Below are 26,975 nucleotides of genomic sequence, written 5' to 3' on the forward strand. Positions count from 1 at the left end.
CATGCTGGACAGACTCCTCGCCCTGCTGGTGCTGGCGATTGTCCTGGGGGTGCCCCTGGGGCTGATCTTCCTGATCACCGGCGAATTCCTGATGGACTTCGTGTTCTTCTACCCGCTGTTCATGTCCGGCCTGTGGATCGCCGGCGGCCTGTACTTCTGGCTGCACTGGGAGCGGCACTGGCCATGGACCCGGGACACGCTGCCCCCGGCCCTGGCCGGCGAGCCGCTGATCTCGATCCTGATCCCTTGCTACAACGAGGGCGACAACGCGGCCGAGACCATTCACGCGGCGCTCGCCCAGCACTACCCGAACATCGAAGTGATCGCGATCAACGACGGCTCCAAGGACAACACCGGCCAGGTGCTCGATGCCCTGGCTGCGACGGACCCGCGCCTGCGGGTGCTGCACCTGGCACAGAACCAGGGCAAGGCCGTCGCCCTGCGCATGGGCGCCATTGCCGCGCGCAGCGAGTACCTGGTGTGCATCGATGGCGATGCCTTGCTGGCGCCGAATACGGCGGCCTACCTGGTGGCGCCGATGCTGGACAACGCCCGGTTGGGCGCGGTCACCGGCAACCCACGGATCCGCACGCGCTCGACGCTGATCGGGCGGGTGCAGGTCGGGGAGTTCTCCTCGATCATCGGGCTGATCAAGCGCACGCAACGGGTGTTCGGCCGGGTGTTTACCGTGTCCGGGGTGATTGTCGCGTTCCGGCGTACCGCGTTGGACCGGGTGGGCTACTGGAGCCCGGACATGATCACCGAAGACATCGACATCAGTTGGAAACTGCAACTGGACCACTGGAGCATCTTCTACGAGCCGCGCGCGCTGTGCTGGATCCTCATGCCTGAAACCCTGGGCGGACTGTGGAAACAGCGTTTGCGCTGGGCCCAGGGCGGCGCCGAGGTGCTGCTCAAGAACATTCGCGGCATCTGGCAGTACCGCCACCGCTATCTCTGGCCACTGCTGTTCGAATACTGCCTGTCCACGGGCTGGGCCTTCACCTTCCTGCTGTCGGTGGTGTTCTGGGCGATGGGCAAGTTCGTCGACATGCCCGCCGCCATCGCGGTGAATCACTTGCTGCCACCGGCCTTCACCGGGCTGTTGCTGGCGATGGTCTGCCTGCTGCAATTCGCGGTCAGCATCCTGATCGACCGCCGCTACGAACGCGGCCTGTGGAAAACCATGTTCTGGGTGGTCTGGTACCCACTGGTGTTCTGGTTCATCAGCTTGCTCACCACCCTGGTCAGCTTTCCCAAAGTGCTGTTTGGCCGACACCAGCAGCGTGCGCGCTGGGTCAGCCCGGACCGCGGCATCAAGCCGCTGAATGAAGATCAAGGGATCGAGCAAGAGGAGCTGCAAAAATGAACATCGTCAGAACCCGACAACGGCCTTTGCTGGTGCTGGTCGACGCCTTTTTCACCGTGCTGGCCTGGGTCGGCTTGCTGTACCTGTTGGTGCGCGGGATCTGGCCATTGATCGAGCCCAACGGCTACTTCAAGGTTGAATCGAGCATGCTCGATGCCCTCGGCACCCTGCATGTCTACCTGTGGGTGGCGCTGCTCAACGCGGTGATCCTGATCGCCTGGGCACGTTATCAGCACCGCAAGAGCAAACGTTATGCCCGGCGCCGCTTGCCCGCCCCGGTGGTCGACGACGAAGGCTTGAGCAAGAGCTTCAAGCTCACCGGCGACAGCCTGGCGCGCCTGCGCCAACTGGGGACCATGGTGATCTACAACAACGAGGCGGGTGATGTCAGCCAGGTGATCACCGGGTTCTTGCGCATTGCCCCGCCGGCCTGCCAGCCGTTGCAACCGACGGTGTCTATGGTGGGCTAGAAGCTCATGGTGTTGGCGGCGGTTGAGGCGCAGTCTGGCGCACGAGTGCGCAGGAAATTGGCATCGAAGGTGGAAAGCGCGCACTATCGAGGCAATTCCTGGCGTGTTGGAGGCCAGCTGTGACACAACGTATCGACCGCATCGCCCAGCTACTCAATTGCCCGCTCAAGGGTGAAGACATGCGCCGGGCGATCACTGAAGCGCGCAAGGATTTTCTTCTGGATGACGATGAAGAAGATGACGACGAGGATCTTGAACACGACGATGCGCAAGACCCATCGTCGCCCGCATGACCCTACCACCAGCTACTGCGATTGTCCTCTAGCTCAGCCTGGCATTGCCGGTACTGCCAGCCAAAGTCCTTGGCCTGTTGCTCGACCTTGCGCGCCACCTGCATCAGCCACGGCTTTTGCAGGTAGCTCTGGCGGCTGAATCCTCCGCGCCCTTCGTGGTAGGCCAGGTACTGGTTGTAGGTGTCCCACTTGGAAATCCCCAGTTGGCGCTGGGTGCCGGCGGCGTACCAGCCGACGAACATGATCGCGTCGTCGAAGTTGTCCCGCGAGCCGCCATTGCCGGTAGCACGCTTGTATTCGCCCCACACCGGGTCCTGCGCCTGGGCGTAGCCATACGCCGAACTGACCCGGCCCCAGGGGATCACCCACAAAAAGTAATAGCGTGGCGGCAGGGCGTCGTGCACGAAGCTGCTCTCCTGCTTGATGATCGCCATCGCCACGTGGGGCGGCAGGCCCCAGGCTTGCTCCATCTTCTGGGAGTCCTTGTACCAGTCGGGGTACTGGCGGTAGATGTTGCACAGGTTGCTCTGGTCCTTGGGCGGTACGGTTGAACAGCCGGCCAGCAGGGCCAGGGCGAGGAGTACCAGTAAAAAACGTCCGTGCAAAATTCACTCACTTGGCCGGCGGCCAATCGTTAGGGGTTGAAAGGGGCAGGGGCACCGCGTGCCGCTGGGCGATCAAAAAAATGCCCCGCATCGTTGGATGCGGGGCATTCTCTTAAACCACGGCGCAGATTGCCAAGCTTTCACGCCGTCGTGGCTTACTCGTTGCTCTCCACGGGCAGCGGTGCCGGTGCGGTGGCGACCCGGCGCGGGTCGAGGAAGCGGACGCGTAGCCATTGGGTCATCGGCAACTCCACCAGGCGGTACATGCCGATGGCCACCGCGTAGCACAGGCCGATGGTCAGCGGCGTCATCAGGTAGGCGAGGATGCCCGGCGCATCGAAGACGTGGAACACCTTGTTGAACACCTTCATCACATAGGGGTGGAACAGGTACAGGGAGTAGCTGGCGTCGCCGATCAGCACCACGCCCCTGGGCAGGGTTACGCCCGAGAGTCCGTGGACGATGGCCAGGAACCCGAGCATCGCCGGAATGCCCCAGACGCCCGCGCGCCCCAGTAGCGGCTCAAGGCCGGCGCTGAACGGCATGGTGGCGAGACAAGCGATACCGATCACCACCAGGAATGTACGTATCCCGCGCGAGGGGTCGGCGGCGCGCCAGGCCCGGGTGCGCGAATACACCGCGTAGCAGCCCATCCCCAGGACGAACTCGGCGAGAATCTGCGAGGTGTAGAAGGCCGGGATCACCGCCTCGAACGTCACGACCTGGCCCACCACCACCAACGTCATAATCACCGCCGAGCAGATCAGCAGGCGGTGTCGGTGACTGATGGCCATGGCGAGGGCGAACAGCAGGTAGAAGAACATCTCGAAGTTCAGGGTCCAGCCCAGGAACAGCAGCGGCTGGACGTACTCGCCCTTCTGGTAGGGAATGAACAGCAGCGACTTGATCAGGCCGGTGAGATCGGCCGTGGTGTTGTCCAGCAGGTTCGGCAGCAGCAAGGCGACACAGAACACGCCCACGGTGCCGAGCCAGTACAGCGGCACCACGCGAATCACCCGCTTGGCGAAAAAGTGCCGGCCCGACTTGGCAGTGACCAGGGCCATGATGAATCCGCTGATCACAAAGAAGATATCCACACCCCAGGAGCCATTACGGAACAGCGGGATATGGAAGATCACCACGGCCGTCGCGGCGATGGCGCGCAGGAACTGGACGCTGTCCAGCCGGTCATCTGAAACCTCGGTGACGAAAGACATGCAGGACCCCCTTGAGCCGGCCCGGCTCAAGCAAAGCGACACTGCCCGTGGTGTCGCATTCAAGGGAGTACCTCGGTACGGCCATGCTCCCTGACAAGTGTTGAGTAAAGCAGATCCTGCGGGGCCTGGCTCACCGGCTATGTTCGGTCAAACCGGGCACCGGCATTTTCCAGCGCCCACAAAAAAGCCCCAGTCCCTGCGGACTGAGGCTTTGTCGTATTGCGTATGGTGCACCAGGCGGGATTCGAACCCACGACCCCTGCCTTCGGAGGGCAGTACTCTATCCAGCTGAGCTACTGGTGCAAGCGGGCGCCATGATACTCATATGCACTGCGGGCGTCCATGCTGCTGAATCGCCTCATGTTTTGCAGTGACTGTCGGGGTGTTCGGGGCGTTGATCAGAAAAAATCAGCAAACACGGGCTTTTCGTTCTTTTTTTCGAACAGGCTATTGTCCTTTACCCCCTTTGAACCTAGGATTCGTTTGAGATTTCAAACGCTCTTGTCTGGGTGCTGAACCGCACGAGTTCAATCAGTGCGCTATTTATGTGCTTCAGCCCAGTGAATGATTTCCCTGACGGCAGCCTATAGGGCGCCTTTCTACAATCATAATTCGCTCCGCTTCGTGCGGTGCTGTTAAGGAAAGCCGACATGCAGCTTAAAGACACCCAATTGTTCCGCCAGCAAGCCTACATCGATGGCGCTTGGGTTGATGCGGACAATGGTCAGACGATCAAGGTCAACAACCCGGCAACGGGCGAAATCCTGGGTACCGTGCCGAAAATGGGCGCTGCCGAAACCCGCCGTGCAATCGAAGCCGCTGACAAAGCGCTGCCGGCCTGGCGTGCACTGACCGCCAAGGACCGTGCGAACAAGCTGCGTCGCTGGTTCGAGCTGATCATCGAGAACCAGGAAGACCTGGCCCGCCTGATGACGCTGGAACAAGGCAAGCCGCTGGCCGAAGCCAAGGGCGAAATCGTTTACGCCGCTTCCTTTATCGAGTGGTTCGCCGAAGAGGCCAAGCGCGTCTACGGTGACGTGATCCCGGGCCACCAGCCAGACAAGCGCCTGATCGTGATCAAGCAGCCGATTGGCGTGACCGCGGCTATCACCCCGTGGAACTTCCCGGCCGCGATGATCACCCGTAAAGCCGGCCCAGCCCTGGCTGCCGGTTGCACCATGGTCCTCAAGCCGGCTTCGCAAACTCCGTTCTCCGCGTTCGCCCTGGCTGAGCTGGCCCAGCGTGCCGGCATTCCTGCTGGTGTGTTCAGCGTGGTGTCCGGCAGCGCCGGCGACATCGGCAGCGAGCTGACCAGCAACCCGATCGTGCGCAAGCTGTCGTTCACCGGCTCGACCGAAATCGGTCGCCAGTTGATGGCCGAATGCGCCAAGGACATCAAGAAAGTGTCCCTGGAACTGGGCGGTAACGCACCGTTCATCGTGTTCGACGACGCTGACCTGGATAAGGCCGTCGAAGGCGCGATCATCTCCAAGTACCGCAACAACGGCCAGACCTGCGTCTGCGCCAACCGCCTGTACATCCAGGACTCGGTCTACGACGCGTTCGCCGAAAAACTCGCGGCGGCGGTGGCCAAGCTCAAAATCGGCAACGGTCTGGACGAAGGCACTACCACCGGTCCGCTGATCGACGGCAAAGCTGTGGCCAAGGTCCAGGAACACATTGCCGATGCCCTGAGCAAAGGCGCGACCCTGCTGGCCGGTGGCAAGGTCATGGAAGGCAACTTCTTTGAACCGACCATCCTGACCAACGTGCCGAAAAACGCGGCAGTGGCCAAGGAAGAAACCTTCGGCCCATTGGCGCCGCTGTTCCGCTTCAAAGACGAAGCCGAAGTGATCGCGATGTCCAACGACACCGAGTTCGGCCTGGCCTCGTACTTCTATGCCCGTGACCTGGGCCGTGTGTTCCGTGTGGCCGAAGCCCTGGAATACGGTATGGTCGGCGTCAACACCGGGTTGATCTCCAACGAAGTCGCGCCGTTCGGCGGCATCAAGGCCTCGGGCCTGGGCCGTGAAGGCTCCAAGTACGGCATCGAAGATTACCTGGAAATCAAATACCTCTGCCTGGGCATCTAAGTCCGGCAAGGCATTGCTTCAAACGCAAAGGGCACGAGAGCGCTGACCCTTTGCGTGTTTCAACAGATTGTTATCTGTGGCTGGGAAAGCTGTGGCAGTCGATCATCGTATGCTGTCGTAGTTGCCTCCCCGCCGCCTAATCCTTGAACCACGCCGCCCGATGAGCGGCGACAGAGGACACTATGAGCAAGACTAACGCTTCTTTGATGAAACGCCGCGAAGCCGCTGTACCACGCGGTGTTGGCCAGATTCACCCGATCTTCGCCGAGTCCGCGAAGAACTCCACCGTGACCGACGTTGAAGGTCGCGAGTTCATCGACTTCGCCGGCGGTATCGCCGTGCTGAACACCGGTCACCTGCACCCGAAAATCATCGCGGCCGTGACCGAGCAGTTGAACAAGCTGACGCACACCTGCTTCCAGGTACTGGCCTACGAACCGTACGTTGAACTGTGCGAAAAAGTGAACGCCAAGGTGCCTGGCGACTTCGCCAAGAAAACCCTGCTGGTCACCACCGGTTCCGAAGCCGTTGAAAACGCCGTGAAGATCGCCCGTGCCGCCACTGGCCGCGCTGGCGTGATCGCCTTCACCGGCGCTTACCACGGTCGCACCATGATGACCCTGGGCCTGACCGGTAAAGTCGTGCCTTACTCGGCCGGCATGGGCCTGATGCCAGGCGGCATCTTCCGCGCGCTGTACCCGAACGAGCTGCACGGTGTGAGCGTCGACGATTCGATCGCCAGCATCGAGCGCATCTTCAAGAATGACGCCGAGCCGCGTGACATCGCCGCGATCATCATCGAGCCGGTCCAGGGCGAAGGCGGTTTCTACGTCGCGCCTAAAGAGTTCATGAAGCGCCTGCGTGCCCTGTGCGACCAGCACGGCATCCTGCTGATCGCCGACGAAGTACAAACCGGCGCTGGCCGTACCGGCACCTTCTTCGCCATGGAACAGATGGGCGTTTCTGCCGACCTGACCACCTTCGCCAAATCCATCGCAGGCGGTTTCCCGCTGGCCGGTGTGTGCGGCAAGGCCGAGTATATGGACGCTATCGCGCCAGGCGGCCTGGGCGGCACCTACGCCGGTAGCCCGATCGCTTGCGCCGCGGCCCTGGCCGTGATGGAAGTGTTCGAAGAAGAGCACCTGCTGGACCGCTGCAAGGCTGTCGGCGAGCGTCTGGTCACTGGCCTCAAGGCGATCCAGGCCAAGTACCCGGTGATCGGCGACGTCCGTGCCCTGGGCGCAATGATCGCGATCGAGCTGTTCGACAACGGCGACACCCACAAGCCGAACGCGGCCGCTGTGGCAGCCGTTGTGGCCAAGGCGCGTGACAAGGGCCTGATCCTGCTGTCCTGCGGCACCTACGGCAACGTTCTGCGCGTCCTGGTACCGCTGACCTCGCCGGACGAGCAACTGGACAAGGGCCTGGCGATCATCGAAGAGTGCTTCTCGGAACTCTGATTGCCCGGTGTGACCTGATCCACAAAAAACCCGCTTCGGCGGGTTTTTTTGGGCCCTTGAAACACATCGACGGGTTTTCGCCTGTATCGACTGGCCATCATTGTCTAAGGTGCAAGCATTGCCTCGGAGTGTACTGATGACCGCTGTTGAATTACCTGCCGTACCGCGAGTGCTGATCGCCGAGGCCGACCCCTGGTCCCGCGACCTGCTCAAGCAGGTGCTGTTGACCGTGCGCTGCGACGCCCGGCTGGACCTGTGCGCCGACGGCCAGCATGCCTTGCAGCTGTTGAGTGAACACCCCTATGACCTGGTGATTGCCGATTGGGAGTTGCCCGGTATCGATGGCCTGAGCCTGTTGCGTAGCGTGCGCCAGCGCCGGCGCAACCCGGTGCTGCCGTTCATCCTGATGAGCAACCGCAATGACAGCGCCAGCGTGCGCGAGGCGGTGCCGCTGGCGCCCACGGCCTACCTGACCAAGCCGCTGAACATGGATGGCCTGACCCAGCGCCTGCAAGACTTGCTGCTCAATGCCGGCCAGACCATCGCCTGCGAGGTGCCGACCCTGGTGCCGGACATGACCTTGGCGACGTTTCTCGAAAGTCGTCGGGAGCTGGCTGACGGTGCTCCGCTGCTCGCCGACGTGCAGCAAGCGGTCAAACGCAGCCTCAATCCCAATGGCCTGGACCTCAAGCGCCTGGAAGACGAAGTGCGCACGGATCCGCAGATCACCGCCGTGCTGATCGCCGCGGCCAACAGCGCGGCGCACCATCATGGCGCTTCGGTGCAGACCCTGACGCAGGCCCTGCAACGCCTGGGCACCGGACAGAGCATGAACCTGATCCTGGGCCTGGCCCTCAAGCGTTGCGCGAAGCTGAATGACCCGTGCCTGGCGGACTACGCCGAGCGCTACTGGGGCTTGTCACTGCATACCGCCGAGTACGCGCGCACGTTGGCGCGTCTGCTCGACCTGGATCATGAGCGCTGCTACTGCGCCGGCATGCTTCATTGCCTGGGGGACCTGGCGCTGCTGCGTTGCCTGCAGGAGTGGAAGCAGGCCGGTGGTGAGCTGGAAGAGCGGGAGGAAGTGGGCGAGGCACTGGCCCGGTTCGGCGCGGCCTACGGTTCGGCATTGCGCACCCGCTGGCGGCTGCCGTTGGAGCTGCGGGAGCTGATTGCGGCGGTCTATCACCTCGGAGGTGGGGTTTACTCCCGTGAGGCGCTGGTGATGAACATGGCCGCGCAACTGGCGCGCCTGACCGAGCATGAGGGCGTTGAAGAGCTGGCCAAGAGCCGAACGGCGCGCCTGCTCAAGATCGGCCTGCCGGAGTTGATACGGCTGCGCAAGGCCTGAGCCCGAGCTTGAACACACCTTATGTGTCCAGCCTGATTCCCTGTAGGCGCGAGGCTTGCCCTAATGCCAGTCAGTTAAGGCGCCAAACCTGTGGGAGCGAGCCTGCTCGCGAAGACGGCAACACAGCCAACATCTCCGTTGACTGACCTACTGCTATCGCGAGCAGGCTCGCTCCCACGTGGGTTTCGCTTAACTGACTGGCATTAAGGCTTGCCCGCGAAGATGGCCGTTCAGTCGATGAAGCGGTTGGCTGTGTGGGCCCCTTCGCGGGCAAGCCTCGCTCCTACAGTCGACATTCAAACAGCCGGTGGCGAGCAAGCTCGCTCGCCACCGGCTGTTTCGTCACTATCGTGTGGCCCTTAAGTGAGCAGTATTGCGCTCCCACATCAGGGTTTCATGTCTGGCGTTACGCCGGACGCAGCGAGTAGGTCTTCAACTGGTGGGCGAAGTCGCGCAGCGATTGAATCCCGCTGGCTTCGGCTTCATGCACCCAGTCCTTGATCGCTGCCAGCATGTCGTGACCGTTGGTGCTGGTCTTGAGCCAGATCTGCTGCAGGGCCAGGCGTTTCTCGTAGATGACCTTCAGCGCCTGGCTGTGTTCGAGCATGGTCTGGATGCGCACGTGGTGCTTGTCATCCAGCAGGCTGGTTTCCCGCGAGAGCAGGCGCTTGGCACGATGGAATTGGTGGCGCACCGAGTGGTCGACCCGCTCCAGCTCCTGCTTGACCAGCGGGCCGATCACCAGCTTGCGGTACTGGGCCATGATCTGGAAGCGGTTGTTGAGGATCGCCATCGCGGTGTCCATGTCCAGGCTGCCCTTGCCTTCGACCCGGTGGGCGATAGGCGCGACACGCTGGACCTTGGCCAGGCGCAGGGAGCTGAAGACCTGGATCCAGGCCCAGCCGAGGTCGAACTCCCACTTTTTCACCGAGAGCTTGGCCGAGTTGGGGTAGGTGTGGTGGTTGTTGTGCAGTTCTTCGCCGCCAATCAGGATGCCCCACGGCACCAGGTTGGTCGCCGCGTCGCGGCATTCGAAGTTGCGATAGCCGACGGCGTGGCCCAGGCCATTGATCACGCCAGCGGCCCAGAACGGGATCCACATCATCTGGATCGCCCAGATGGTGATGCCGATGGTGCCGAACAGCAGCACGTCGATCACGCCCATGATCGCCACGCCCAGCAGCGGGTAGCGGCTGTACAGATTGCGTTCGATCCAGTCTTCGGGGCAGTTCTTGCCGTAGATGCGCAGGGTCTCGGGATTCTCGGCCTCGCTGCGATACAGCTCCGCACCTTTGCGTAATACCGTGGACAGCCCTTTAATCACAGGACTGTGAGGGTCGTCGACGGTTTCGCACTTGGCGTGGTGCTTGCGGTGGATGGCGGTCCACTCGCGGGTGTTCTGGGCCGTGGTCAGCCACAGCCAGAAGCGGAAAAAGTGTTTCAGGCCGGCATTCAGCTCAAGGGAGCGGTGGGCCGAATAACGATGCAGATAAACCGTGACACCCACGATGGTGATGTGGGTCATTAGCAGGGTGACTGCCACCAGTTGCCAGGCCGACAAGCCGAGTAAACCTTCGTACCACATAGCCTGTAGGGCCCTCGATAAAGAAAAAATAGCTGGCGCATTATCACTCAGGTCACAGATAAAACCAGTCGCCCTTTCAGATAAGAGTGGCGATATGTGTCTTTACATTATAATCCTAAGCTTTTCAGGGACATGGACTGCCGAATGGCTGCCTCTTACCGCGATGCTTTACGTGTAGCGCTGCTTTATCTGGTGCTTTTCATCGCCTGGCTGGGACTTACTGGTTATTTACTGAACAGTTTTTTCGATAAAACGACGGAACTACTGCGCTGGCAACTGATCAGCGGCTATGCCTGGGGGCTGCTCAGTGCCGGGTTGATCGTGGTGGCCCGTCGCCGGTTGCCGGGTTTGCTGGGGATTGGCGGCAAGTCCCTTCGCCGCGAGGCCTACCGGGCACAATTACGCCAGGCGCAGGCGGTGTTCGATTGCACGCACGAAGGGGTGTTGGTGACCGATCGCCGCGGGCTGATCGTGCACGTCAATCGCGCGTTCATGGAGATCACCGGCTACGCGGCTGAAGAGGTGCTGGGCCAGCGCCCCAGTCTGTTCAAGTCAGGCCAGCACGCGCCCGACTTCTATCGGGAGATGTTTCAAACCCTGGACCGCTCGGGCGATTGGAGCGGCGAGATCTGGAACCGACGCAAAAGCGGTGAGATCTATCCGCAATGGCAGACCATCCGCGCGATTCGCGACGACGGCGGTCACCTGACCCACTATGTGGCGGTGTTTTCCGATATCAGCGCGATCAAGGACTCCGAGCACGAACTTAAGCACCTGGCCCACCACGACCCATTGACCGACTTGCCCAACCGCTTGTTGTTCAGCGACCGGGTCGAGCAGGCGTTGGCCTCGGCCCAGGCACACAAGTGCGGTTGTGCGTTGCTGATGATCGACCTGGACCATTTCAAGATGATCAACGACAGCCTGGGGCACAACGTCGGTGATCAGTTGCTCAAGGCCGTGGCAGAGCGACTGCAGGGGATGCTCGGTCCCGGGATTACCCTGGCGCGCTTTGGCGGTGATGAGTTTGTGGTGCTGATCGAACGTTGCCCGCAGCCGGCACAAGCCGCCGCGCTGGCGCAACAGATCATCAGCGGCCTGAAAGAGGCGTATCCAATCGATGTCCATCAATTGTTCATCAACGCCAGTGTCGGCATCAGTTTGTTCCCCAGTGATGCGCTCACTGACGAGCAACTGCTGCGCAATGCCGACTCGGCGCTGTTCAAGGCCAAGAGTTCGGGACGCGACAGCTATGCTCTGTACACCGAAGAGCTGACGGCCCATGCGCAGCAGCGGGTCGAAATCACCTTTGAACTGCGCCGCGCCCTCGACGAGCAGGAGCTGCGGGTCTATTACCAGCCGGTCCACGACCTCAAGACCCGCCGCCTGGTTGGTGTTGAGGCCTTGGTGCGCTGGCAGCATCCGCAGCGAGGGTTGGTGCCGCCGGGCGACTTTATTCCGATTGCCGAGCGCACCGGGCTGATCACTGAAATCGATGGGTGGGTGATGCGCCAGGCTTGTGAACAGATGTGCGCCTGGCAGCGGGCCGGGGTGGCCTTGTCGTTCATGGCGGTGAACGTCTCGGCACGCTTGTTTGCCCGGCGAGAGCTGTATGAGCAGGTCGCCTGTGTGCTGCACGACACCGGGCTCGATCCTGCCTACCTTGAGCTGGAGGTGATTGAAAGCACGGTGATGGGCGATCCGGAAGTCGCCCTGGAGCAAATGCACCGCTTGCGCGAGCTGGGGGTGCGGTTGGCCATCGATGATTTCGGCACCGGCTACTCGTCGTTGCTGCGGCTCAAGCGCCTGCCAGTGCAGAAACTCAAGATCGACCAGGGCTTTGTCGCGGGCCTGCCTGGGGATGACGATGACGCGGCGATCGTCCGGGCGATCATCGCGCTGGCGCAAAGCATGGGCATGCAGGTTCACGCCGAAGGCATCGAGCAGGTCGAGCAAGCGGTCTTCCTGCTGGAACACGCCTGCGACCTGGGTCAGGGCTACTGGTTCGGCCGCCCGGTGCCGGCGGAACACATCGACTGGGCGCGGGCGCCGGCGATTGCCGTGGGTCAGTAGCGCATAGCCGCTGTGGGAGCGAGCCTGCTCGCGATAAGGGTAGGTCAGTCAACATTGATGTTGACGTCGCTGCCGTCTTCGCGAGCAGGCTCGCTCCCACGGAAGAGCTGCACCGGCGAAAACTTCTTTTCAGTTATATAAACATTCTTAAATAGTCTTTTTAAGAATATCTCCGCGTCTCTAGTATTGCTCCTACGCCACACGCAGTGCCGCCACTGCCGGGGCGCACCTCATTTCAGGAGCAGCAACATGAGCGCATCTCTACGTAGCGTCGATGGCCAGGACGAAGCAACCATCCTGCGTGAAATCCAAAGTGCCCTGCGTGACCTGCGCTTTGGCGCGGTAGAGATCACCGTGCACAACGCCCAGGTGGTGCAGATCGAGCGCAAGGAAAAATTCCGCTTGCAGAGCCCTGCTCACAAGCCGAGCTGAAGTCGACACCGGCGCCAACCCGATTCCAGAAATCCATAAGAACAGCCAAAATTTCAGGAGCTTCACCATGCCGTCTATTCGCCGTTACGCTTTGGCCGCCCTGGCCAGCGCCGTTTTTGCCGGTTCCGCGGTTGCCAAGGACTATGAGCTGCTCAACGTGTCGTACGACCCGACCCGTGAGCTGTACCAGGACTACAACGCGGAATTCATCAGCTACTGGAAGACAGAGCACGCCGGCGACACGGTGAAGATCCAGCAGTCCCATGGTGGCTCGGGCAAGCAAGGGCGCGCCGTGATCGATGGCCTGCGGGCCGACGTGGTGACCCTGGCCCTGGCCGGTGATATCGATGAAATCGCCAAGCTGGGCAAGACCCTGCCGGTGGACTGGCAGAAACGTCTGCCGGATGCGAGCACCCCGTACACCTCGACCATCGTGTTCCTGGTGCGCAAGGGCAACCCTAAAGGCATCAAGGACTGGGGCGACCTGGTCAAGAACGACGTGTCGGTGATCACGCCGAACCCGAAAACCTCGGGCGGTGCGCGCTGGAACTTCCTCGCGGCCTGGGCCTATGGCCTCAAAGCCAACGGCGGTGACGAAGCCAAGGCCAAGCAGTACGTACAAACCCTGTTCAAGCACGTGCCGATCCTGGACACCGGCGCCCGCGGCTCGACCATTACCTTCGTCAACAACGGTCAGGGCGACGTGTTGCTGGCCTGGGAAAACGAAGCGTTCCTGGCCCTGAAAGAAGAGGGCGGCGCCGAGAAGTTCGACATCGTCGTGCCTTCGCTGTCGATCCTCGCCGAGCCACCGGTGGCCGTGGTCGACAAGAATGCCGAGAAGAAGGGCAACGAGCAGATCGCCGAGGCCTACCTCAATCACCTGTACAGCCCGGCCGGCCAGGAGATTGCGGCGAAAAACTTCTACCGCCCGCGTGACAAGGAGGTGGCGGCCAAGTACGCCAAGCAGTTCCCGACCCTGGAGCTGGTGACCATCGACAAGGACTTTGGCGGCTGGAAAACCGCGCAGCCGAAGTTCTTCAACGATGGTGGTGTGTTCGACCAGATCTATCAGGCGCAGTAATCTGATCCAAGCCACGCCGCGTGCCTGATGCCGGGCTCGTAACATGTGGGAGCGGGCTTGCTCGCGAAGGCGTCGTGTCAGTCAACTGGGATGTTGAGTGTGCCGGCCACTTCGCGAGCAAGCCCGCTCCCACATGAATGCGTTTAGCTGAATGTTCTCTTTGACCAAGGACTTTTATGTCTCGTCGTATCTCCCCTGTCATACCCGGCTTCGGGCTGACGCTGGGCTACACCTTGGTGTACCTCAGCTTGATTGTGCTCATACCCCTGGCGGCGATGTTCGTGCACGCCTCCCAACTCACCTGGGATCAGTTCTGGGCAATCATCTCGGCCCCACGGGTGTGGGCCGCGTTGAAGCTCAGTTTTGGTACCGCGCTGTTCGCGGCGATTATCAACGGCATCATCGGTACGCTCCTGGCGTGGGTATTAGTGCGCTATACCTTCCCTGGACGCAAAGTGATCGACGCGATGATCGACCTGCCGTTCGCATTGCCCACGGCCGTGGCCGGTATCGCGCTGACAGCGCTGTACGCGCCCACCGGCTTGGTGGGTCAGTTTGCAACGGACCTGGGTTTCAAGATCGCCTACACCCCCCTGGGCATCACCCTCGCCCTGACTTTTGTGACACTTCCATTCGTGGTACGTACAGTACAGCCAGTATTGGCCGATATCCCGCGTGAGGTGGAAGAGGCCGCTGCCTGCCTGGGGGCCAAGCCGCTGCAAGTGTTCCGCCACATCCTGGTGCCGGCCTTGCTGCCCGCCTGGCTGACGGGGTTTGCCCTGGCGTTTGCCCGCGGGGTCGGTGAGTACGGCTCGGTGATTTTCATTGCCGGCAACATGCCGATGAAGACCGAAATCCTGCCGCTGCTGATCATGGTCAAGCTCGACCAGTACGATTACACCGGTGCTACTTCCATTGGCGTGTTGATGCTGGTGGTTTCCTTTGTCCTGTTGCTGCTGATCAACTTGTTGCAGCGGCGCATCGAAACCCCATAAGGAGGCGCGAACATGTCCCAATCGTCTATTAGCGCCGCGTCGTCGGCCAACGCGGCTCGCCGTGGCAGCGCCGTTTCGCGCCGTGTCCTGATCGGCCTCGGCTGGCTGATCTTTGCGCTGTTCCTGTTGTTGCCACTGTTCATCGTGGTCTCCCAGGGATTGAAGCTCGGCCTCGGTGCATTCTTCGCCGCGATCTTCGAACCCGATGCGCTGTCGGCCCTCAAGCTCACGGTGATCGCCGTGTTGATCTCGGTGCCGTTGAACCTGGTGTTCGGCGTCAGCGCCGCCTGGTGCGTGAGCAAGTACTCGTTTCGTGGCAAGAGCATGCTGGTGACCCTGATCGACTTGCCGTTCTCGGTGTCGCCGGTGATCGCGGGCCTGGTCTACGTGTTGATGTTCGGCGCCCAGGGCCTTTTCGGCCCGTGGTTGCAGGATCACGACATTCAGATCGTCTTCGCCTTGCCGGGTATCGTGCTGGCGACGATTTTTGTCACCGTGCCGTTCGTGGCCCGCGAGCTGATCCCGCTGATGCAGGAGCAGGGCACGCAAGAGGAAGAGGCCGCGCGTCTGCTGGGCGCCAACGGCTGGCAAATGTTCTGGCACGTGACCGTCCCCAACATCAAATGGGGCCTGATCTACGGCGTGGTGCTGTGTACCGCGCGGGCGATGGGCGAGTTCGGTGCGGTGTCGGTGGTCTCCGGGCACATTCGCGGGGTGACCAACACCTTGCCGCTGCACGTCGAGATCCTCTACAACGAATACAACCACGTGGCCGCGTTCGCTGTGGCGAGCCTGTTGCTGATCCTGGCGCTCTTCATCCTGCTGCTCAAGCAGTGGAGCGAATCCCGTATTAACCGCCTGCGCGCCAGCGCCGCGGAGGAATAACTCATGTCGATCGAAGTGCGTAACGTCAGCAAGAATTTCAATGCGTTCAAGGCGCTGGACAACATCAGCCTGGACATCCAGAGCGGCGAGCTGGTGGCCTTGCTCGGCCCGTCCGGCTGCGGCAAGACCACCCTGTTGCGGATCATCGCCGGGCTGGAAACCCCGGACCAGGGCAGCATCGTGTTCCACGGTGAGGACGTGTCCGGGCACGACGTGCGTGATCGCAACGTCGGGTTTGTGTTCCAGCACTATGCGTTGTTCCGCCACATGACGGTGTTCGACAACGTCGCGTTCGGCCTGCGCATGAAGCCCAAGAACCAGCGCCCGAGCGAAAGCCAGATTGCGGTGAAAGTCCACGAGTTGCTCAACATGGTGCAACTGGACTGGCTGTCGGACCGCTACCCCGAACAACTCTCCGGCGGCCAGCGCCAACGGATCGCCCTGGCCCGCGCCCTGGCGGTAGAGCCCAAGGTGCTGTTGCTCGACGAACCGTTTGGTGCGCTGGATGCCAAGGTCCGTAAAGAGCTGCGTCGCTGGTTGGCGCGCCTGCACGAAGACATCAACCTGACGTCGGTGTTCGTGACCCACGACCAGGAAGAAGCCATGGAAGTGGCGGATCGCATCGTGGTGATGAACAAGGGCGTGATCGAGCAGATCGGCTCGCCGGGCGATGTCTACGAAAACCCGGCCAGCGACTTCGTGTACCACTTCCTCGGTGACTCGAACCGCTTGCACCTGGGCGAAGACAAGCACGTGTTGTTCCGTCCCCATGAAGTGTCGCTGTCGCGCCATGAGCTGGAAGACCACCACCCTGCCGAGGTGCGCGACATCCGCCCACTGGGCGCGACCACGCGGGTGACGCTGAAGGTGGAGGGTCAGAGTGAGTTGATCGAGGCCGAAGTGGTCAAGGACCACGACAGCCTGACCGGCCTGGCCAAGGGCGAGACGCTGTTCTTCAAGCCCAAGGTCTGGCAGAAGATCGCCAACCTCTAACCCGCCGCAATCCCTGTGGGAGCGAGCCTGCTCGCGAAAGCAGTGTGCCAGTCAACGGTGATGTTGGCAGTGCCGGCCTCATCGCCGGCAAGCCGGTCTCGTTCCCACGTTGGATTGCTGTGGTTCAGTTGAACCCATCCTGCAACACCAACACACACCCCAACCCCATCAGGATCGAGCCGCTTAAACGCGGCACGAAGCGCTTGAACCTGGGCGATGACAACGGGCCGAGCAACACCGACGCGCCCAGCACCGCCGCCACATCGGCAAACGAAAACACCAGGTTGACGAAGCTCCCCAGCACCAGGAACTGCAACCAGACCGGGGCCGAGGCGGTGACGTCGACGAACTGCGGCAGAAAGGTCAGGAAGAACAGCGCGGTCTTCGGGTTGAGGACCTCCACCACCACACTGTCGCGCAGCACGCCGGGCTTGTGCTCGGGGTCTGCATCGGCGGCATGCCGGCTCTTGACGATCATCGATCCGCCCAGCCAGATCAGGTAGCCGGCACCGGCCAGGCGGATGACGTCGAATGCCATGGGCGCGGCATGCAGCAATGCCGACAAACCGAACGTCGCGGCGGCGATGTGGGCGTAGCAGCCCAGGTGAATACCCAGTGCCGCCTTGAGCCCGGCGCGCCGGCCGTGGGCCAGGGTCTGGCTGGTCATGTAGAGAATCGCCGGGCCCGGCATGCAGGCGAAGGCCAGTGTGGCGGTGGCGAAGGGGATCCAGAGTTGCAGTGACATGAGGGTGTTCTTCCAGTGGCTGTGTGCCCGTGGGCAAGTTCTGGAGAACGCTGGAACAGAGGAACAGCAGGTCTTGCGTGCAGCGAAATACCAGAGCCGCAAGGTTAGGGACCGGCCAGGCGCGTAGAAATACGACAGGTGTCGTATTTTGTCAGATCAGTTGGGGGGTGATGCTGGATGCGTTCGATCTCAGCCTTGGCACACAACCTTGTGGGAGCAACTGTCTTAGCCATGCCGCTCGTCACCGCCATCGCGAGCAGGAATCTGGGTTGAGCCTCGCTCCTACAAGGAATTGAACTGCTCCCGGATGTGTGTTCGCCGTGGACCATTGTGGGAGCGGGCTTGCTCGCGAAGGCTGCGGCACATTCAACATCACAGTGGACAGGCACACCGCGTTCGCGAGCAAGCCCGCTCCCACAGGGATTGGTTTGTTCAGCCCGTGGGCAAACCCAGGCGCACGGCATAAACCGCCAGTTCCGCGGTGTTGTGCAGGTCGAGTTTGCGCATCAGGTTTTCCCGGTGCTTGCGCACGGTGAACGGGCTGATGCAGAACCGTTCGGCGATGTCGCGGGCGGTGGCGCCCTGGGCGACTAGGCTGAGGATCTGGCGTTCGCGCGGGGTCAGTTCGGCCTGGGCGATCAGGTGCTCGCCGATGTCGCTGGGGGTGTGGTCATGGCCATCGACGGCAAAGCGTACGGAGAGGGCCAGGTAGCGGTTGTTCAGGCGCACGGCGTCAATCGCGTCGAACAGTTCGTGGCTTTCATCGGCCTTGGTGATGTAGGCATGTACACCGGCATCGAGTACGCCACGGATGGTGCTCAGCTCGATGTTGGCGGTCAGCACCAGGATTTTCAGCTTGGGGTAGTCGCCACGCAGGTCGCGGATGAATTGCAGGCGGTTGACCCCGGGCATGCCCAGGTCGAGCAACAGCAGGTCGACGCGCTGCTCGGACAGGACGTGGAGAATCTCGTCGCTGTTGGCGGCCTCGCCGACGACGAGCAGGTCATCACGGGTCGAGAGCAGAAACTTCAGGCCATCGCGCACGATGCTATGGTCATCGGCAATCAAGACGTTCAGGCGCTTCGCTTCCATTGTCAGTTGCTCTTCTTATTCGTTGAGATTTCGCCATGCCCGACACGAATCAGCGCAAGTACTTCGTCGATCTGTTGTTTCGACAGTCCTACGGTGTGCTGTTTGCCAACTTCGTCATACCTTGGCCGGTGGCGTACATCTTTCGCGATGTCGCGACGCTGAGCGAAATCGGCGCCTGGATCCTGGGCATGTACGGCCTGACTGCCTGTCGGCTGATGCTGGCACTGCGCTACTTTGAGCAATCGTCCAAGGCCGGTATCGGCAACCCGCAAACCTGGGGCTGGTGGGCGGCCGGGCTGTCCTGGGCATCGAGCCTGTTGTGGGGCGTGATCGGCTGGGTTGGCTTCGCCAGCGGTGATCCGCAGATGCTGGCCTTCAGCTGCGTGGTGCTCACGGGCCTGGTATGCGGTGCCGTGCCCTCGCTCTCGGCGTTTCCGGCGGCGTATGTGGGCTTGATGCTGGCTATGCTGGCTCCGGTCACCCTACAGTGTCTGATCCAGTCCGGGGAGATATACACCACTTATTTGTTGTTTGTCGCCTGCCTGGCCGCGGTCAATGTGTACTACTGCCGGGTCACCTATCGGTCGTTGTGCGAGACCATCGGCCTGCGCCTGGAAAACGTCGACCTGGTGGGCCGGTTGGAGTTGGAGCGCGACCGCGCCCAGGCGGCTGACCAGGCCAAGTCGCGCTTCCTGGCGTCGGCCAGCCATGACCTGCGCCAGCCGATCCATGCCTTGGGCCTGTTCGTGGCGGGCCTGGCGGCCCTGGCCGAGCGCGGCGATGTGGCGGCGGCCAAGGCCCGCGACCTGGCGGCCCGCCTGGGCACGGTGATCGGCAACCTGGGAGGGCTGTTGAACGGCTTACTGGATATCTCCCAGCTGGACGCCGGGGTGGTGCCGGTGACCCGGGAAGCGGTGTCGGTGGAGCGCCTGTTCGCCGACCTGGCGGACGAATTTGGCGCCAACGCTCGGGCCCGGTTGCTGCATTGGCGGGTGCGTCCACGCGGCCTGTGGGTCGACAGTGACCCGGTGCTGCTCAAGCGCATGCTCGACAACCTGCTGTCCAACGCCTTTCGCTACACCCACGAAGGCGGCGTGCTGCTGGGGTGCCGACGGCGAGGCACGAGCCTGGAGATCCAAGTGTTCGATACCGGCCCCGGCATCGCCAGGAAGTACCGCGAGCAGATCTTCGAAGAGTTCGTCCAGTTGCATAACGCCGAACGTGATCGCAGCCAGGGCTTGGGCCTGGGGTTGGCCATCGTGCGTCATACCGCAAAGCTGCTGGGGCATGAGGTGCGAATCTCATCGGCCCTGGGCAGCGGCTCGATGTTTGCCATCCGCGTGCCGCTGGCCGTGCCGCCGGCCACGTTGCGCCCGCCGCAGCCGGTGGGCGCACGGGGCGCCGGGCTGGGCATCCTGATCATCGACAACGAGCTCACGGTGCTGGACGCGCTGCGCCAACTGCTCGAAGTCTGGGGCCACAAGGTGTACGCCGGGGCCTCGGTGCAAGAGGCCTGCAATCGGCATGGCGAAGCGGCCGAAAAGGGCCCGGCCGAGGTCCATTTGATTCTCAGTGATTTTCGCTTGAGCGGGATGAATGGCCTGGAAGCGATCCGCCGCGCGCGGCATTACCTCAACGAGGCGGTGCCGGCGATCATCATCACCGGCGACACCTCGGGAGCCTGCCTGGATAGCACGGCCCAGAGCGAGTTCCGCGTGCTGCAAAAACCCCTCGACGCCACGCTGCTGCGCGACAGTCTCAAGACGTGCCTGGATGCCCGGGATTGAACGGACTGTGTGGGCGCGCGCCTGCTCGCGCTGGACGGCGTAGCCGTCCCTTGTATGGGGCCGCTGCGCGACCCAGCGCGAGCCACGGACTGTTTGAATGTCGAAGTATTGCCTGTGGGAGCGAGCCTGCTCGCGAAAGTGTTTGAGCCGGCAGCGATGATGTTGATTGCGAGCAGGCAATGCCCACACGTTCCGGACTGGCGCGTGAGCTAAACCTGCCCGGAACGCCGGTGCGCCGCGGGGCGCACCGGGCCTGCGCGTTGTTCGACCTGTTCCTTGAGGTCGTGGCGCAGGCCGAGCATGAACGCCAACTCCGCCACCACGAACAGCGGCCCGACGATCAGCCCGCTGACGTCATCGACGAACGCCGGCTTGCGCCCCTCGTAGTAGTGGCCGACAAACTGGATCGCCCAGCCCACCACGAACATCGCGATGCCGCTGCCCAGCCAGACCAGCGTACTCTGCTGCGCGAGGACCTGGCCGAGCCACACCGACAAGCCCAGCAACACCGTCATCAACACCCCGAGGCGCACTTCCAGGCGCAGGTAAAACCAGGCCGAGGCCAGCGCCAGCAACACCGCAGGCGACCAACCGATCCCGGCCACTGGCCAGGCCGGCCGCGACAGCAGCACGGCCACGGCGACCACGATCAGCGGGATCCCGATGAAGTGGCTGGCGATATTGCGTGGGTCGCGGTGATACGCGGCGTATTGACTGAGGTGGTCAACGAGGCTTTTCATTGTTATTCCTCCTGTAGGGTGGTCGATCATGCCCCCGGGGGCCGTCGCCGCTCTGTCAGCCAGGCGACAATCACGTTGGAGTATGCATGCATGCACGCACAGGCCTGGCGATCCCATCTGCTACAGGGTCAGTGGTTCAGCCATTTGCCGTCCTCCCTTCAGGATAGCCTGCTGTCCCTGGCCCGCGTGCGGCGCTTGTCGGCGGGCCAGCGGCTGTTCGCCCGGGGCGATGCGCCGTGTGGCCTGTATGCGGTGCTCGAAGGCGCGATACGGGTCGGCGCGGTGAGCGAGCAGGGCAAGGAGGCGCTGCTGAGCCTGATCGAGCCGGTGCACTGGTTCGGCGAAATCTGCCTGTTCGACGGCCAGCCGCGCACCCATGATGCCGACGCGGTGGGCTCCAGTGTGCTGCTGCAGATCCCGCAGGCCACGCTGCTGGCCTTCCTGGACCAGCAGCCGCAACACTGGCGCCACCTGGCGCTGCTGATGAGCCACAAGCTGCGCCTGACCCTGATCAACCTGGAGCAACTGACCCTGCTGCCGGCGCCGGCCAGGGTGGCGCACCGCTTGCTGATGATTGCCCAAGGCTACGGCGAGACCACCGCCACCCGCCGCGTCCTGCAACTGCCCCAGGAACAGCTGGCGCTGTTGCTGTCATTGTCGCGCCAGACCACCAACCAGATCCTCAAGGACCTGGAGCACCAGGGCATGCTGCGCCTGGGGTATGGCGAGATCGAACTGCTCGATACCCCGCGCTTGCAGGCCCTGGCGGGCGTCGACGGGTTCAACTGATCCGAAATAACCGTTAGTGATGGGCTTTGTGCGCCAAGGCGCCTAGCCTGTAGCGACGTTTATTCGAGGTGTGCCATGCGTGTGCTGTTAGTGGAAGATGAACCCGAAACCGCAAAACTGTTGGCCCAGGGCCTGAGCGAAGCCGGTTACACCGTGGATGTGGCGGACAACGGCATGGCCGGCCGACGCTTCATCGAGACCGGTGAATACGACCTGATCATCCTCGATGTGATGCTGCCCGGCCTCAACGGCTGGCAGTTGCTGCAACAAATCCGCAAGCTCGGCGCAACGCCGGTGCTGTTGCTGACCACCCACGACGGCATCGAAGACCGCCTGCGCGACCTGGAGCTGCATGAGGATGACTACCTGCTCAAACCCTTCACCGTGAGCGAGTTGGTGACCCGGGCGCGCAAGGTGGTACGGCGTGATCGCGGGCGTTGATCCCCTTCAACGCAACCCATCCCTGAACTGCCCCGGCGTCAGGCCGGTCCAGCGCTTGAACGCGCGGCTGAAGCTGCTGGCGTCGGCGAAACCGAGCAGGTAGCTGATTTCACTCAATGAGCACTGTGGATCGCGCAGGTGCAGCAACGCGAGGTTTTCGCGGCTTTCGTTGAGCAGGGTGTCGAACCGACAGCCTTCGTCCGCCAGGTGGCGTTGCAGGCTGCGCAGGCTCAGGTGCAAGGCCTGGGCGATGTGTTCGGCGCTGGGTTCGCCTTCGGGCAGTTGTTCTTCAATGGCGTGACGCACCTTGCGCTCCCAGGTCAGTGGCTGGAGTTGGGCCAGGGTGCGCTTGAGCACGGTTTCGTTGTGCTCGGCCAGTTCCGGGTTGGCGTCGTCCAGGTGGCTGTCAAAGTCGACGAGGGCAAACTCCAGGCAGTCCTCGGTGGCGGCGAAGAATACCGGCGCGCGGAACACCTTGTGCCAGGGCTGCGGGTCCGCAGGTTCCGGGCGGCGCAGGTACACCGCCAGCGGCGCGTAGTCGCGGCCCAGGCGGTTGCGGCAGGTGCGCACGTAGATCGCGGCGAAGGCGTCGATGGCTTGCGGTGCGGGTGGCGGGCCGCCTTCGGGGACCTTGAGGGTGAACCGATAGCGGTCCGCGCCACGGCTGAGTCCCAGCGTCAGGGCGTCACTGACCACCGGGTGATACCGCACGATGCGCTCGAAGACTTCTCGCAGGTTGCTGCTGGCCACCAGCGCATACCCCAGCGCATGGAAGGTGGTGGGGCTGACGAAGCGCGACACGCGCAGGCCGATTGCCGGGTCGCCGCTGGCCTGCACCGCCAGTTCCCACAAACGGGTGGTGGCGGACAGTGGGTAGCGGGCGTTGGGGTCGTCCATCAACTGCGGGTCGAGCCCAGCTTGTCGGCACAGGGCAGCACTGTCCAGGTCCAGGGCATCGAGTTGCTTGCGCAGGGCGCGGGTCCAACTGGCGAGGGAGGTGGGTTCAATCATGATGATTGGCGCTCAAGGTCAACAGGTTGGCGTTCACAGCTAGCACCCTGGGTGCGCGCACAAGGCAGGATGCGAACATCAATAACCAGAGGATGGAAGCATGCACGGTACTTCTGCAAGTCCCGAACGCCTGAATGCACAACAACGATCCGCACACATTCGCCAAGTGGTGTTGGCCAAGGGCGTCGAACTGCGCGAGCGTTACCCGCTGCTCAAGCATCAGGACACCATTGGCGTGGGCATCCTGGCCCTTGCCCTGGTCGGGATGATCGGCTCGGCGGCGCTGTACATGAGCGGGCACCTGGCCGGGTGGGCCTGTCTGCTGCTCAACGCATTTTTCGCCTCCCTGACCCACGAGCTGGAACACGACCTGATCCACAGCCTGTACTTTCGCAAGCAACGCCTGCCCCACAACCTGATGATGGGCCTGGTGTGGCTGGCGCGGCCGAGCACCATCAACCCCTGGATTCGCCGTCACCTGCACCTCAATCACCACAAGGTGTCCGGCACCGAGACCGACGTGGAAGAGCGTGCCATCACCAATGGCGAACCGTGGGGGATCGCGCGTTTGCTGATGGTCGGCGACAACCTGATGTCGGCGTTCATCCGCCTGCTGCGGGCCAAGACCTGGGCCCACAGGTGGAGCATCGCCAGGCGCACGCTGATGGCCTACGCGCCGCTGGCGCTGGTGCATTGGGGGGCGTGGTATGTGTTCCTGGGTTTTCATGCCGTCAATGGCATCGCCTACCTTTTGGGCAGCCCGGTCGAGTGGTCGGCGAGCACGCTGGCGGTGATGCAGGTGATCCAGGTCGCGGTGGTGGTGATCATTGGGCCGAACGTGCTGCGCACCTTTTGCCTGCACGTTGTCAGCTCCAACATGCACTACTACGGCGACATCGAGGCGGGCAATGTGATCCAGCAGACCCAGGTGCTCAACCCCTGGTGGATGTGGCCGTTGCAGGCGTTCTGCTGCAATTTCGGCAGCAGCCATGGCATCCATCACTTTGTGGTCAAGGAACCGTTCTACCTCCGTCAACTCACCGTACCGGTGGCACACAAGGTGATGCGCGAGATGGGGGTGCGCTTCAATGATTTCGGGACGTTCGGGCGGGCGAATCGGTTTGTGCGCCAGGAGGCGGTGGCGGGGGAAAAGGTGCACGCGGCGCGGGCTTGATGGCCTCTTCGCGAGCAGGCTCGCTCCCACACTGGATTGTTGTAGGAGTGAGGCTTGCCCGCGAAAAGGGCGTGTCAGCCAGCGGCACTGTTGCAGACACACCGCGCTCGCGGGCAAGCCTCGCTCCTACGGCGCAGGGCTTTATATGTCTTTTTGATATTAATAAATAGCTTCTTATTCCTTAACGAATATAAAACCTCTCCCTATACTCGACCAGGAACAGACACGCACAGGAGAGCGCCCCATGCGCAACGAACCCATTCGCTACCTGATTGTGCCGGGCTGGCAAGGATCGCCGGAAGATCATTGGCAAAGCCATTGGCAGCGCAGCCTGCCCAATAGCGCCCGGGTCGAGCAGGCCGACTGGCTGACACCCCGGCGCGAAGACTGGGTCGCGGCGTTGGCCGAAGCGATCCAGGCCGACAGCACGCCGGTGATCCTGATCGCCCACAGCCTGGGTTGCATCACCGTTGCCCATTGGGCCGCTACTGCACCGCTTGCCGCATTGCGCCAGGTGCGCGGCGCGTTGCTGGTGGCGCCGGCGGATGTCGAGCGGCCGGCCTGCGTACCGGCCCTGCGCAACTTCGCGCCGATCCCCACGCACCTGCTGCCGTTCCCCAGCCAAGTGGTCAGCTCCGACAACGATGCTGCCGTCAGTGCCCCGCGTGCGCTGCAACTGGCGCGCCATTGGGGCGCCGAGGCGGGCGTCCTGACGGGCGCCGGGCACATCAACGTCAAGTCCGGCCACCATCGCTGGGAGCAAGGGTTTGCCTACCTGTATCGCCTGCAGAATCGCCTGGAACACCACGCCCTGCGTCGTGCCTGAATCTACGTTTATTTGAACGCCCCCGTCGCCTGGCGGTTTTGGGCGGGAGCCTGCCATGAGTGTGCATGAGTCCTTCGGCCAGCCCTTGTTGACCTTTCCCGACGCGGAAAAAAGCCCCCTGAGCATTCGCGCCAAGGCGCTGGTGTTCGTCGATCCACGCTCGCGCCAGTTGCGCCAGGAGCTTGAGCAACTGGCAACGCGCTCACTCTCGGTGTTGATCCGCGGTGAAACCGGCAGCGGCAAAGAGTTGCTGGCCCGGCACATTCACCGCGCCAGTGATCGCGGCGGGTTGTTCGTCTCGGTCAACTGCGGGGCGATCAGCCCGACCTACGCCGATGCTGAGTTGTTCGGCTATGCCGCTGGCAGTTTCACCGGCTCGGCCAGCAGTCGCGCCGGTTGGTTCGGTTCGGCCAATGGCGGGACGTTGTACCTGGATGAGATCGGCGACTTGCCGCTGCCGATCCAGATCAAGCTGCTCGCTGCCCTGGAGAACCACGAGGTCACCCGGGTTGGCGCGCAGCAGCCCAGCCCGGTGGATGTGCGCCTGGTGGCGGCCACCAGCATTGACCTGGCCCAGGCGGTGGCGGCGGGCAAGTTTCATGAGCGGCTCTATCACTACCTCAGTGAAGGCCAACTGCAATTGCCGGCGCTGCGCGAGCGGGTGGGGGATATTCAGTCGTTGGCCGAGTATTTCCTGGGTATCTACAGTCAGCGCCTGGGGCTGCCCGTGCCGTTGATCAGTGATGAGGCGCAGCGGGTGCTGGAGCAGCACAGTTGGCCGGGGAATACCCGGGAGTTGGAGAATGTCATTCACTTTGCGTTGTTGGTCAGCAGTGGTGAGGAGATTCTTCCTGGGCATTTGAATTTGCTGTCGCCGTTGGCGCAGGTTGAGCTACTGCTCAAGGGGATTGTCGAGGGGGGGACGGATGCTGAGCGTGAGGCGTTGAAGCGGTTGTTGCGGGGGGGTGGTGGGGTGGTCAATCGCTAGTGGATGTACCCAGGTCCAACTGTGGGAGCGAGCCCGCTCGCGAAGGCTTGGCGGGTGGTGTGCATATCCATTGCTGCGGGTGTGGCGGCTTTTGGTTTCGCCCTGACGGTCGACTCCCTTTGGCAAACGCCGGAGTGCCGGCCCAGCCCAAAGGAAGCAAAGGTCTCGCCCCCGCGTCCGGCCCCTCGCTAAGGCTCGGGGTTCCTTCGCTACGGTATCCCTCTGGGGGCATCGCCTCCGGTTTGCTTCGCTGCACCTCCATGCGATGAGTTCGACTGCGTCGAACGGCGCTGCGCGCCAGTCCCCAGAGGCATACCTCCACTCAGCCTGCCGATGGGGCGGGTGGATCAAGAGCTGCAGGCGAGCTACCGCTCGGCCTGTTGAGTGGTGAAGAGCGGATCGGTGGGGCTGGTGGTTTTGCTTTTGGTGGAAGCGAGCCTGCTCGCGAAGGCGACTTGGCAGTCACTCCATTCCTCACAG

The 26,975-nt window shown here is 62.5% G+C and carries 25 protein-coding genes and 1 tRNA gene; 18 read left to right on the top strand and 8 right to left on the bottom strand.

Annotation, left to right across the window (positions count from 1 at the left end):
- Position 1 precedes the first annotated feature (1 nt).
- From pgaC to BMW74_RS25280, 3 genes are all read left to right on the top strand, one after another.
- A complete protein-coding gene (gene pgaC, locus BMW74_RS20980) occupies positions 2-1,369 on the top strand; it encodes a poly-beta-1,6-N-acetyl-D-glucosamine synthase (protein WP_093426058.1) in 1,368 nt (455 codons plus the stop codon).
- Positions 1,366-1,839 (top strand): poly-beta-1,6-N-acetyl-D-glucosamine biosynthesis protein PgaD, encoded by a 474-nt coding sequence (pgaD, locus tag BMW74_RS20985; RefSeq protein WP_093426059.1) that lies wholly within the window; start codon positions 1,366-1,368, stop codon positions 1,837-1,839. Before pgaC ends, pgaD begins: the two co-directional genes overlap by 4 nt.
- A 119-nt stretch (positions 1,840-1,958) precedes the next feature.
- Positions 1,959-2,132 carry a hypothetical protein gene (locus BMW74_RS25280; protein WP_175479274.1) on the top strand — a complete coding sequence of 58 codons (174 nt, stop codon included), beginning with the start codon at positions 1,959-1,961 and terminating at the stop codon, positions 2,130-2,132.
- A 2-nt stretch (positions 2,133-2,134) separates the two neighbouring features.
- Here BMW74_RS25280 and BMW74_RS20990 read toward each other — a convergent pair whose 3' ends face one another.
- The 3 genes from BMW74_RS20990 to BMW74_RS21000 all read right to left on the bottom strand — a co-directional run bounded on the left by BMW74_RS20990 (position 2,135) and on the right by BMW74_RS21000 (position 4,257).
- The gene (locus BMW74_RS20990) at positions 2,135-2,740 is read right to left on the bottom strand and encodes a transglycosylase SLT domain-containing protein (RefSeq protein ID WP_093426060.1); all 606 of its coding nucleotides are present in this window, start codon (positions 2,738-2,740) and stop codon (positions 2,135-2,137) included.
- 152 nt (positions 2,741-2,892) lie between these two features.
- On the bottom strand, positions 2,893-3,954 hold the full coding sequence (locus BMW74_RS20995; protein ID WP_093426061.1) for an acyltransferase family protein: 1,062 nt from the start codon (positions 3,952-3,954) through the stop codon (positions 2,893-2,895).
- Positions 3,955-4,180: 226 nt separating this feature from the next.
- Positions 4,181-4,257 (bottom strand) — tRNA-Arg (locus tag BMW74_RS21000).
- Positions 4,258-4,604: 347 nt separating this feature from the next.
- Here BMW74_RS21000 and gabD point away from each other — a divergent pair.
- The 3 genes from gabD to BMW74_RS21015 all read left to right on the top strand — a co-directional run bounded on the left by gabD (position 4,605) and on the right by BMW74_RS21015 (position 8,858).
- Entirely contained in the window at positions 4,605-6,047 is a 1,443-nt protein-coding gene (gabD, locus tag BMW74_RS21005; protein WP_093426062.1) for an NADP-dependent succinate-semialdehyde dehydrogenase, read from the top strand.
- A gap of 182 nt (positions 6,048-6,229) precedes the next feature.
- Positions 6,230-7,507 carry a 4-aminobutyrate--2-oxoglutarate transaminase gene (gene gabT, locus BMW74_RS21010; RefSeq protein ID WP_093426063.1) on the top strand — a complete coding sequence of 426 codons (1,278 nt, stop codon included), beginning with the start codon at positions 6,230-6,232 and terminating at the stop codon, positions 7,505-7,507.
- Between the two features lie 136 nt (positions 7,508-7,643).
- Complete coding sequence (locus tag BMW74_RS21015; RefSeq protein WP_093426064.1) at positions 7,644-8,858, top strand: HDOD domain-containing protein; 1,215 nt, start codon at positions 7,644-7,646, stop codon at positions 8,856-8,858.
- Positions 8,859-9,264: 406 nt separating this feature from the next.
- Here the strand turns inward: BMW74_RS21015 and desA are convergent, their stop codons facing one another.
- Positions 9,265-10,443 carry a delta-9 fatty acid desaturase DesA gene (gene desA, locus BMW74_RS21020; protein ID WP_093426065.1) on the bottom strand — a complete coding sequence of 393 codons (1,179 nt, stop codon included), beginning with the start codon at positions 10,441-10,443 and terminating at the stop codon, positions 9,265-9,267.
- Between the two features lie 144 nt (positions 10,444-10,587).
- Between desA and dibA the strand changes: the two genes are divergently transcribed.
- The 6 genes from dibA (at position 10,588) to BMW74_RS21050 (ending at position 16,902) form a co-directional block, all read left to right on the top strand.
- Positions 10,588-12,516, top strand: coding sequence for a phosphodiesterase DibA (dibA, locus tag BMW74_RS21025; protein WP_093426066.1), 1,929 nt, complete (start codon positions 10,588-10,590; stop codon positions 12,514-12,516).
- A 249-nt stretch (positions 12,517-12,765) separates the two neighbouring features.
- A complete protein-coding gene (oscA, locus tag BMW74_RS21030) occupies positions 12,766-12,948 on the top strand; it encodes a sulfur starvation response protein OscA (protein WP_093426067.1) in 183 nt (60 codons plus the stop codon).
- Positions 12,949-13,015: 67 nt separating this feature from the next.
- On the top strand, positions 13,016-14,029 hold the full coding sequence (locus tag BMW74_RS21035) for a sulfate ABC transporter substrate-binding protein (protein WP_093426068.1): 1,014 nt from the start codon (positions 13,016-13,018) through the stop codon (positions 14,027-14,029).
- Between the two features lie 176 nt (positions 14,030-14,205).
- Positions 14,206-15,024 carry a sulfate ABC transporter permease subunit CysT gene (gene cysT, locus BMW74_RS21040; protein ID WP_093426069.1) on the top strand — a complete coding sequence of 273 codons (819 nt, stop codon included), beginning with the start codon at positions 14,206-14,208 and terminating at the stop codon, positions 15,022-15,024.
- A 12-nt stretch (positions 15,025-15,036) separates the two neighbouring features.
- Entirely contained in the window at positions 15,037-15,909 is an 873-nt protein-coding gene (cysW, locus tag BMW74_RS21045) for a sulfate ABC transporter permease subunit CysW (protein WP_093426070.1), read from the top strand.
- A gap of 3 nt (positions 15,910-15,912) precedes the next feature.
- A complete protein-coding gene (locus BMW74_RS21050; RefSeq protein WP_093426071.1) occupies positions 15,913-16,902 on the top strand; it encodes a sulfate/molybdate ABC transporter ATP-binding protein in 990 nt (329 codons plus the stop codon).
- Between the two features lie 124 nt (positions 16,903-17,026).
- Here BMW74_RS21050 and BMW74_RS21055 read toward each other — a convergent pair whose 3' ends face one another.
- Both BMW74_RS21055 and BMW74_RS21060 read right to left on the bottom strand, forming a co-directional pair.
- Positions 17,027-17,647 (bottom strand): LysE family translocator, encoded by a 621-nt coding sequence (locus BMW74_RS21055; RefSeq protein WP_093426072.1) that lies wholly within the window; start codon positions 17,645-17,647, stop codon positions 17,027-17,029.
- Between the two features lie 432 nt (positions 17,648-18,079).
- Entirely contained in the window at positions 18,080-18,739 is a 660-nt protein-coding gene (locus BMW74_RS21060) for a response regulator (protein ID WP_093426073.1), read from the bottom strand.
- A 35-nt stretch (positions 18,740-18,774) separates the two neighbouring features.
- Between BMW74_RS21060 and BMW74_RS21065 the strand changes: the two genes are divergently transcribed.
- Positions 18,775-20,526: a hybrid sensor histidine kinase/response regulator gene (locus tag BMW74_RS21065; protein ID WP_093426074.1), complete on the top strand. Its 1,752-nt coding sequence runs from the start codon at positions 18,775-18,777 to the stop codon at positions 20,524-20,526.
- A gap of 209 nt (positions 20,527-20,735) precedes the next feature.
- Here BMW74_RS21065 and BMW74_RS21075 read toward each other — a convergent pair whose 3' ends face one another.
- Complete coding sequence (locus BMW74_RS21075; RefSeq protein ID WP_093426076.1) at positions 20,736-21,266, bottom strand: Mpo1 family 2-hydroxy fatty acid dioxygenase; 531 nt, start codon at positions 21,264-21,266, stop codon at positions 20,736-20,738.
- A 90-nt stretch (positions 21,267-21,356) separates the two neighbouring features.
- On the opposite strand from BMW74_RS21075, the gene BMW74_RS21080 reads away from it, so the two are divergent.
- Complete coding sequence (locus BMW74_RS21080) at positions 21,357-22,055, top strand: Crp/Fnr family transcriptional regulator (RefSeq protein WP_093426077.1); 699 nt, start codon at positions 21,357-21,359, stop codon at positions 22,053-22,055.
- Positions 22,056-22,130: 75 nt separating this feature from the next.
- Positions 22,131-22,496 (top strand): response regulator, encoded by a 366-nt coding sequence (locus BMW74_RS21085; protein WP_093426078.1) that lies wholly within the window; start codon positions 22,131-22,133, stop codon positions 22,494-22,496.
- A 6-nt stretch (positions 22,497-22,502) separates the two neighbouring features.
- Here the strand turns inward: BMW74_RS21085 and BMW74_RS21090 are convergent, their stop codons facing one another.
- Complete coding sequence (locus BMW74_RS21090) at positions 22,503-23,507, bottom strand: AraC family transcriptional regulator (RefSeq protein WP_093426079.1); 1,005 nt, start codon at positions 23,505-23,507, stop codon at positions 22,503-22,505.
- A 100-nt stretch (positions 23,508-23,607) separates the two neighbouring features.
- Here BMW74_RS21090 and BMW74_RS21095 point away from each other — a divergent pair, with 100 nt between their 5' ends.
- From BMW74_RS21095 to BMW74_RS21105, 3 genes are all read left to right on the top strand, one after another.
- Positions 23,608-24,681, top strand: a complete 1,074-nt coding sequence (locus tag BMW74_RS21095; protein WP_093426080.1) for a fatty acid desaturase — start codon at positions 23,608-23,610, stop codon at positions 24,679-24,681.
- A gap of 244 nt (positions 24,682-24,925) precedes the next feature.
- Entirely contained in the window at positions 24,926-25,507 is a 582-nt protein-coding gene (locus tag BMW74_RS21100) for an alpha/beta hydrolase (RefSeq protein WP_093426081.1), read from the top strand.
- Between the two features lie 55 nt (positions 25,508-25,562).
- The gene (locus tag BMW74_RS21105) at positions 25,563-26,495 is read left to right on the top strand and encodes a sigma 54-interacting transcriptional regulator (RefSeq protein WP_093426082.1); all 933 of its coding nucleotides are present in this window, start codon (positions 25,563-25,565) and stop codon (positions 26,493-26,495) included.
- The last annotated feature ends 480 nt before the right edge of the window (positions 26,496-26,975 follow it).

The sequence above is a fragment of the Pseudomonas sp. ok272 genome (assembly GCF_900109995.1).
GTDB lineage: Bacteria > Pseudomonadota > Gammaproteobacteria > Pseudomonadales > Pseudomonadaceae > Aquipseudomonas.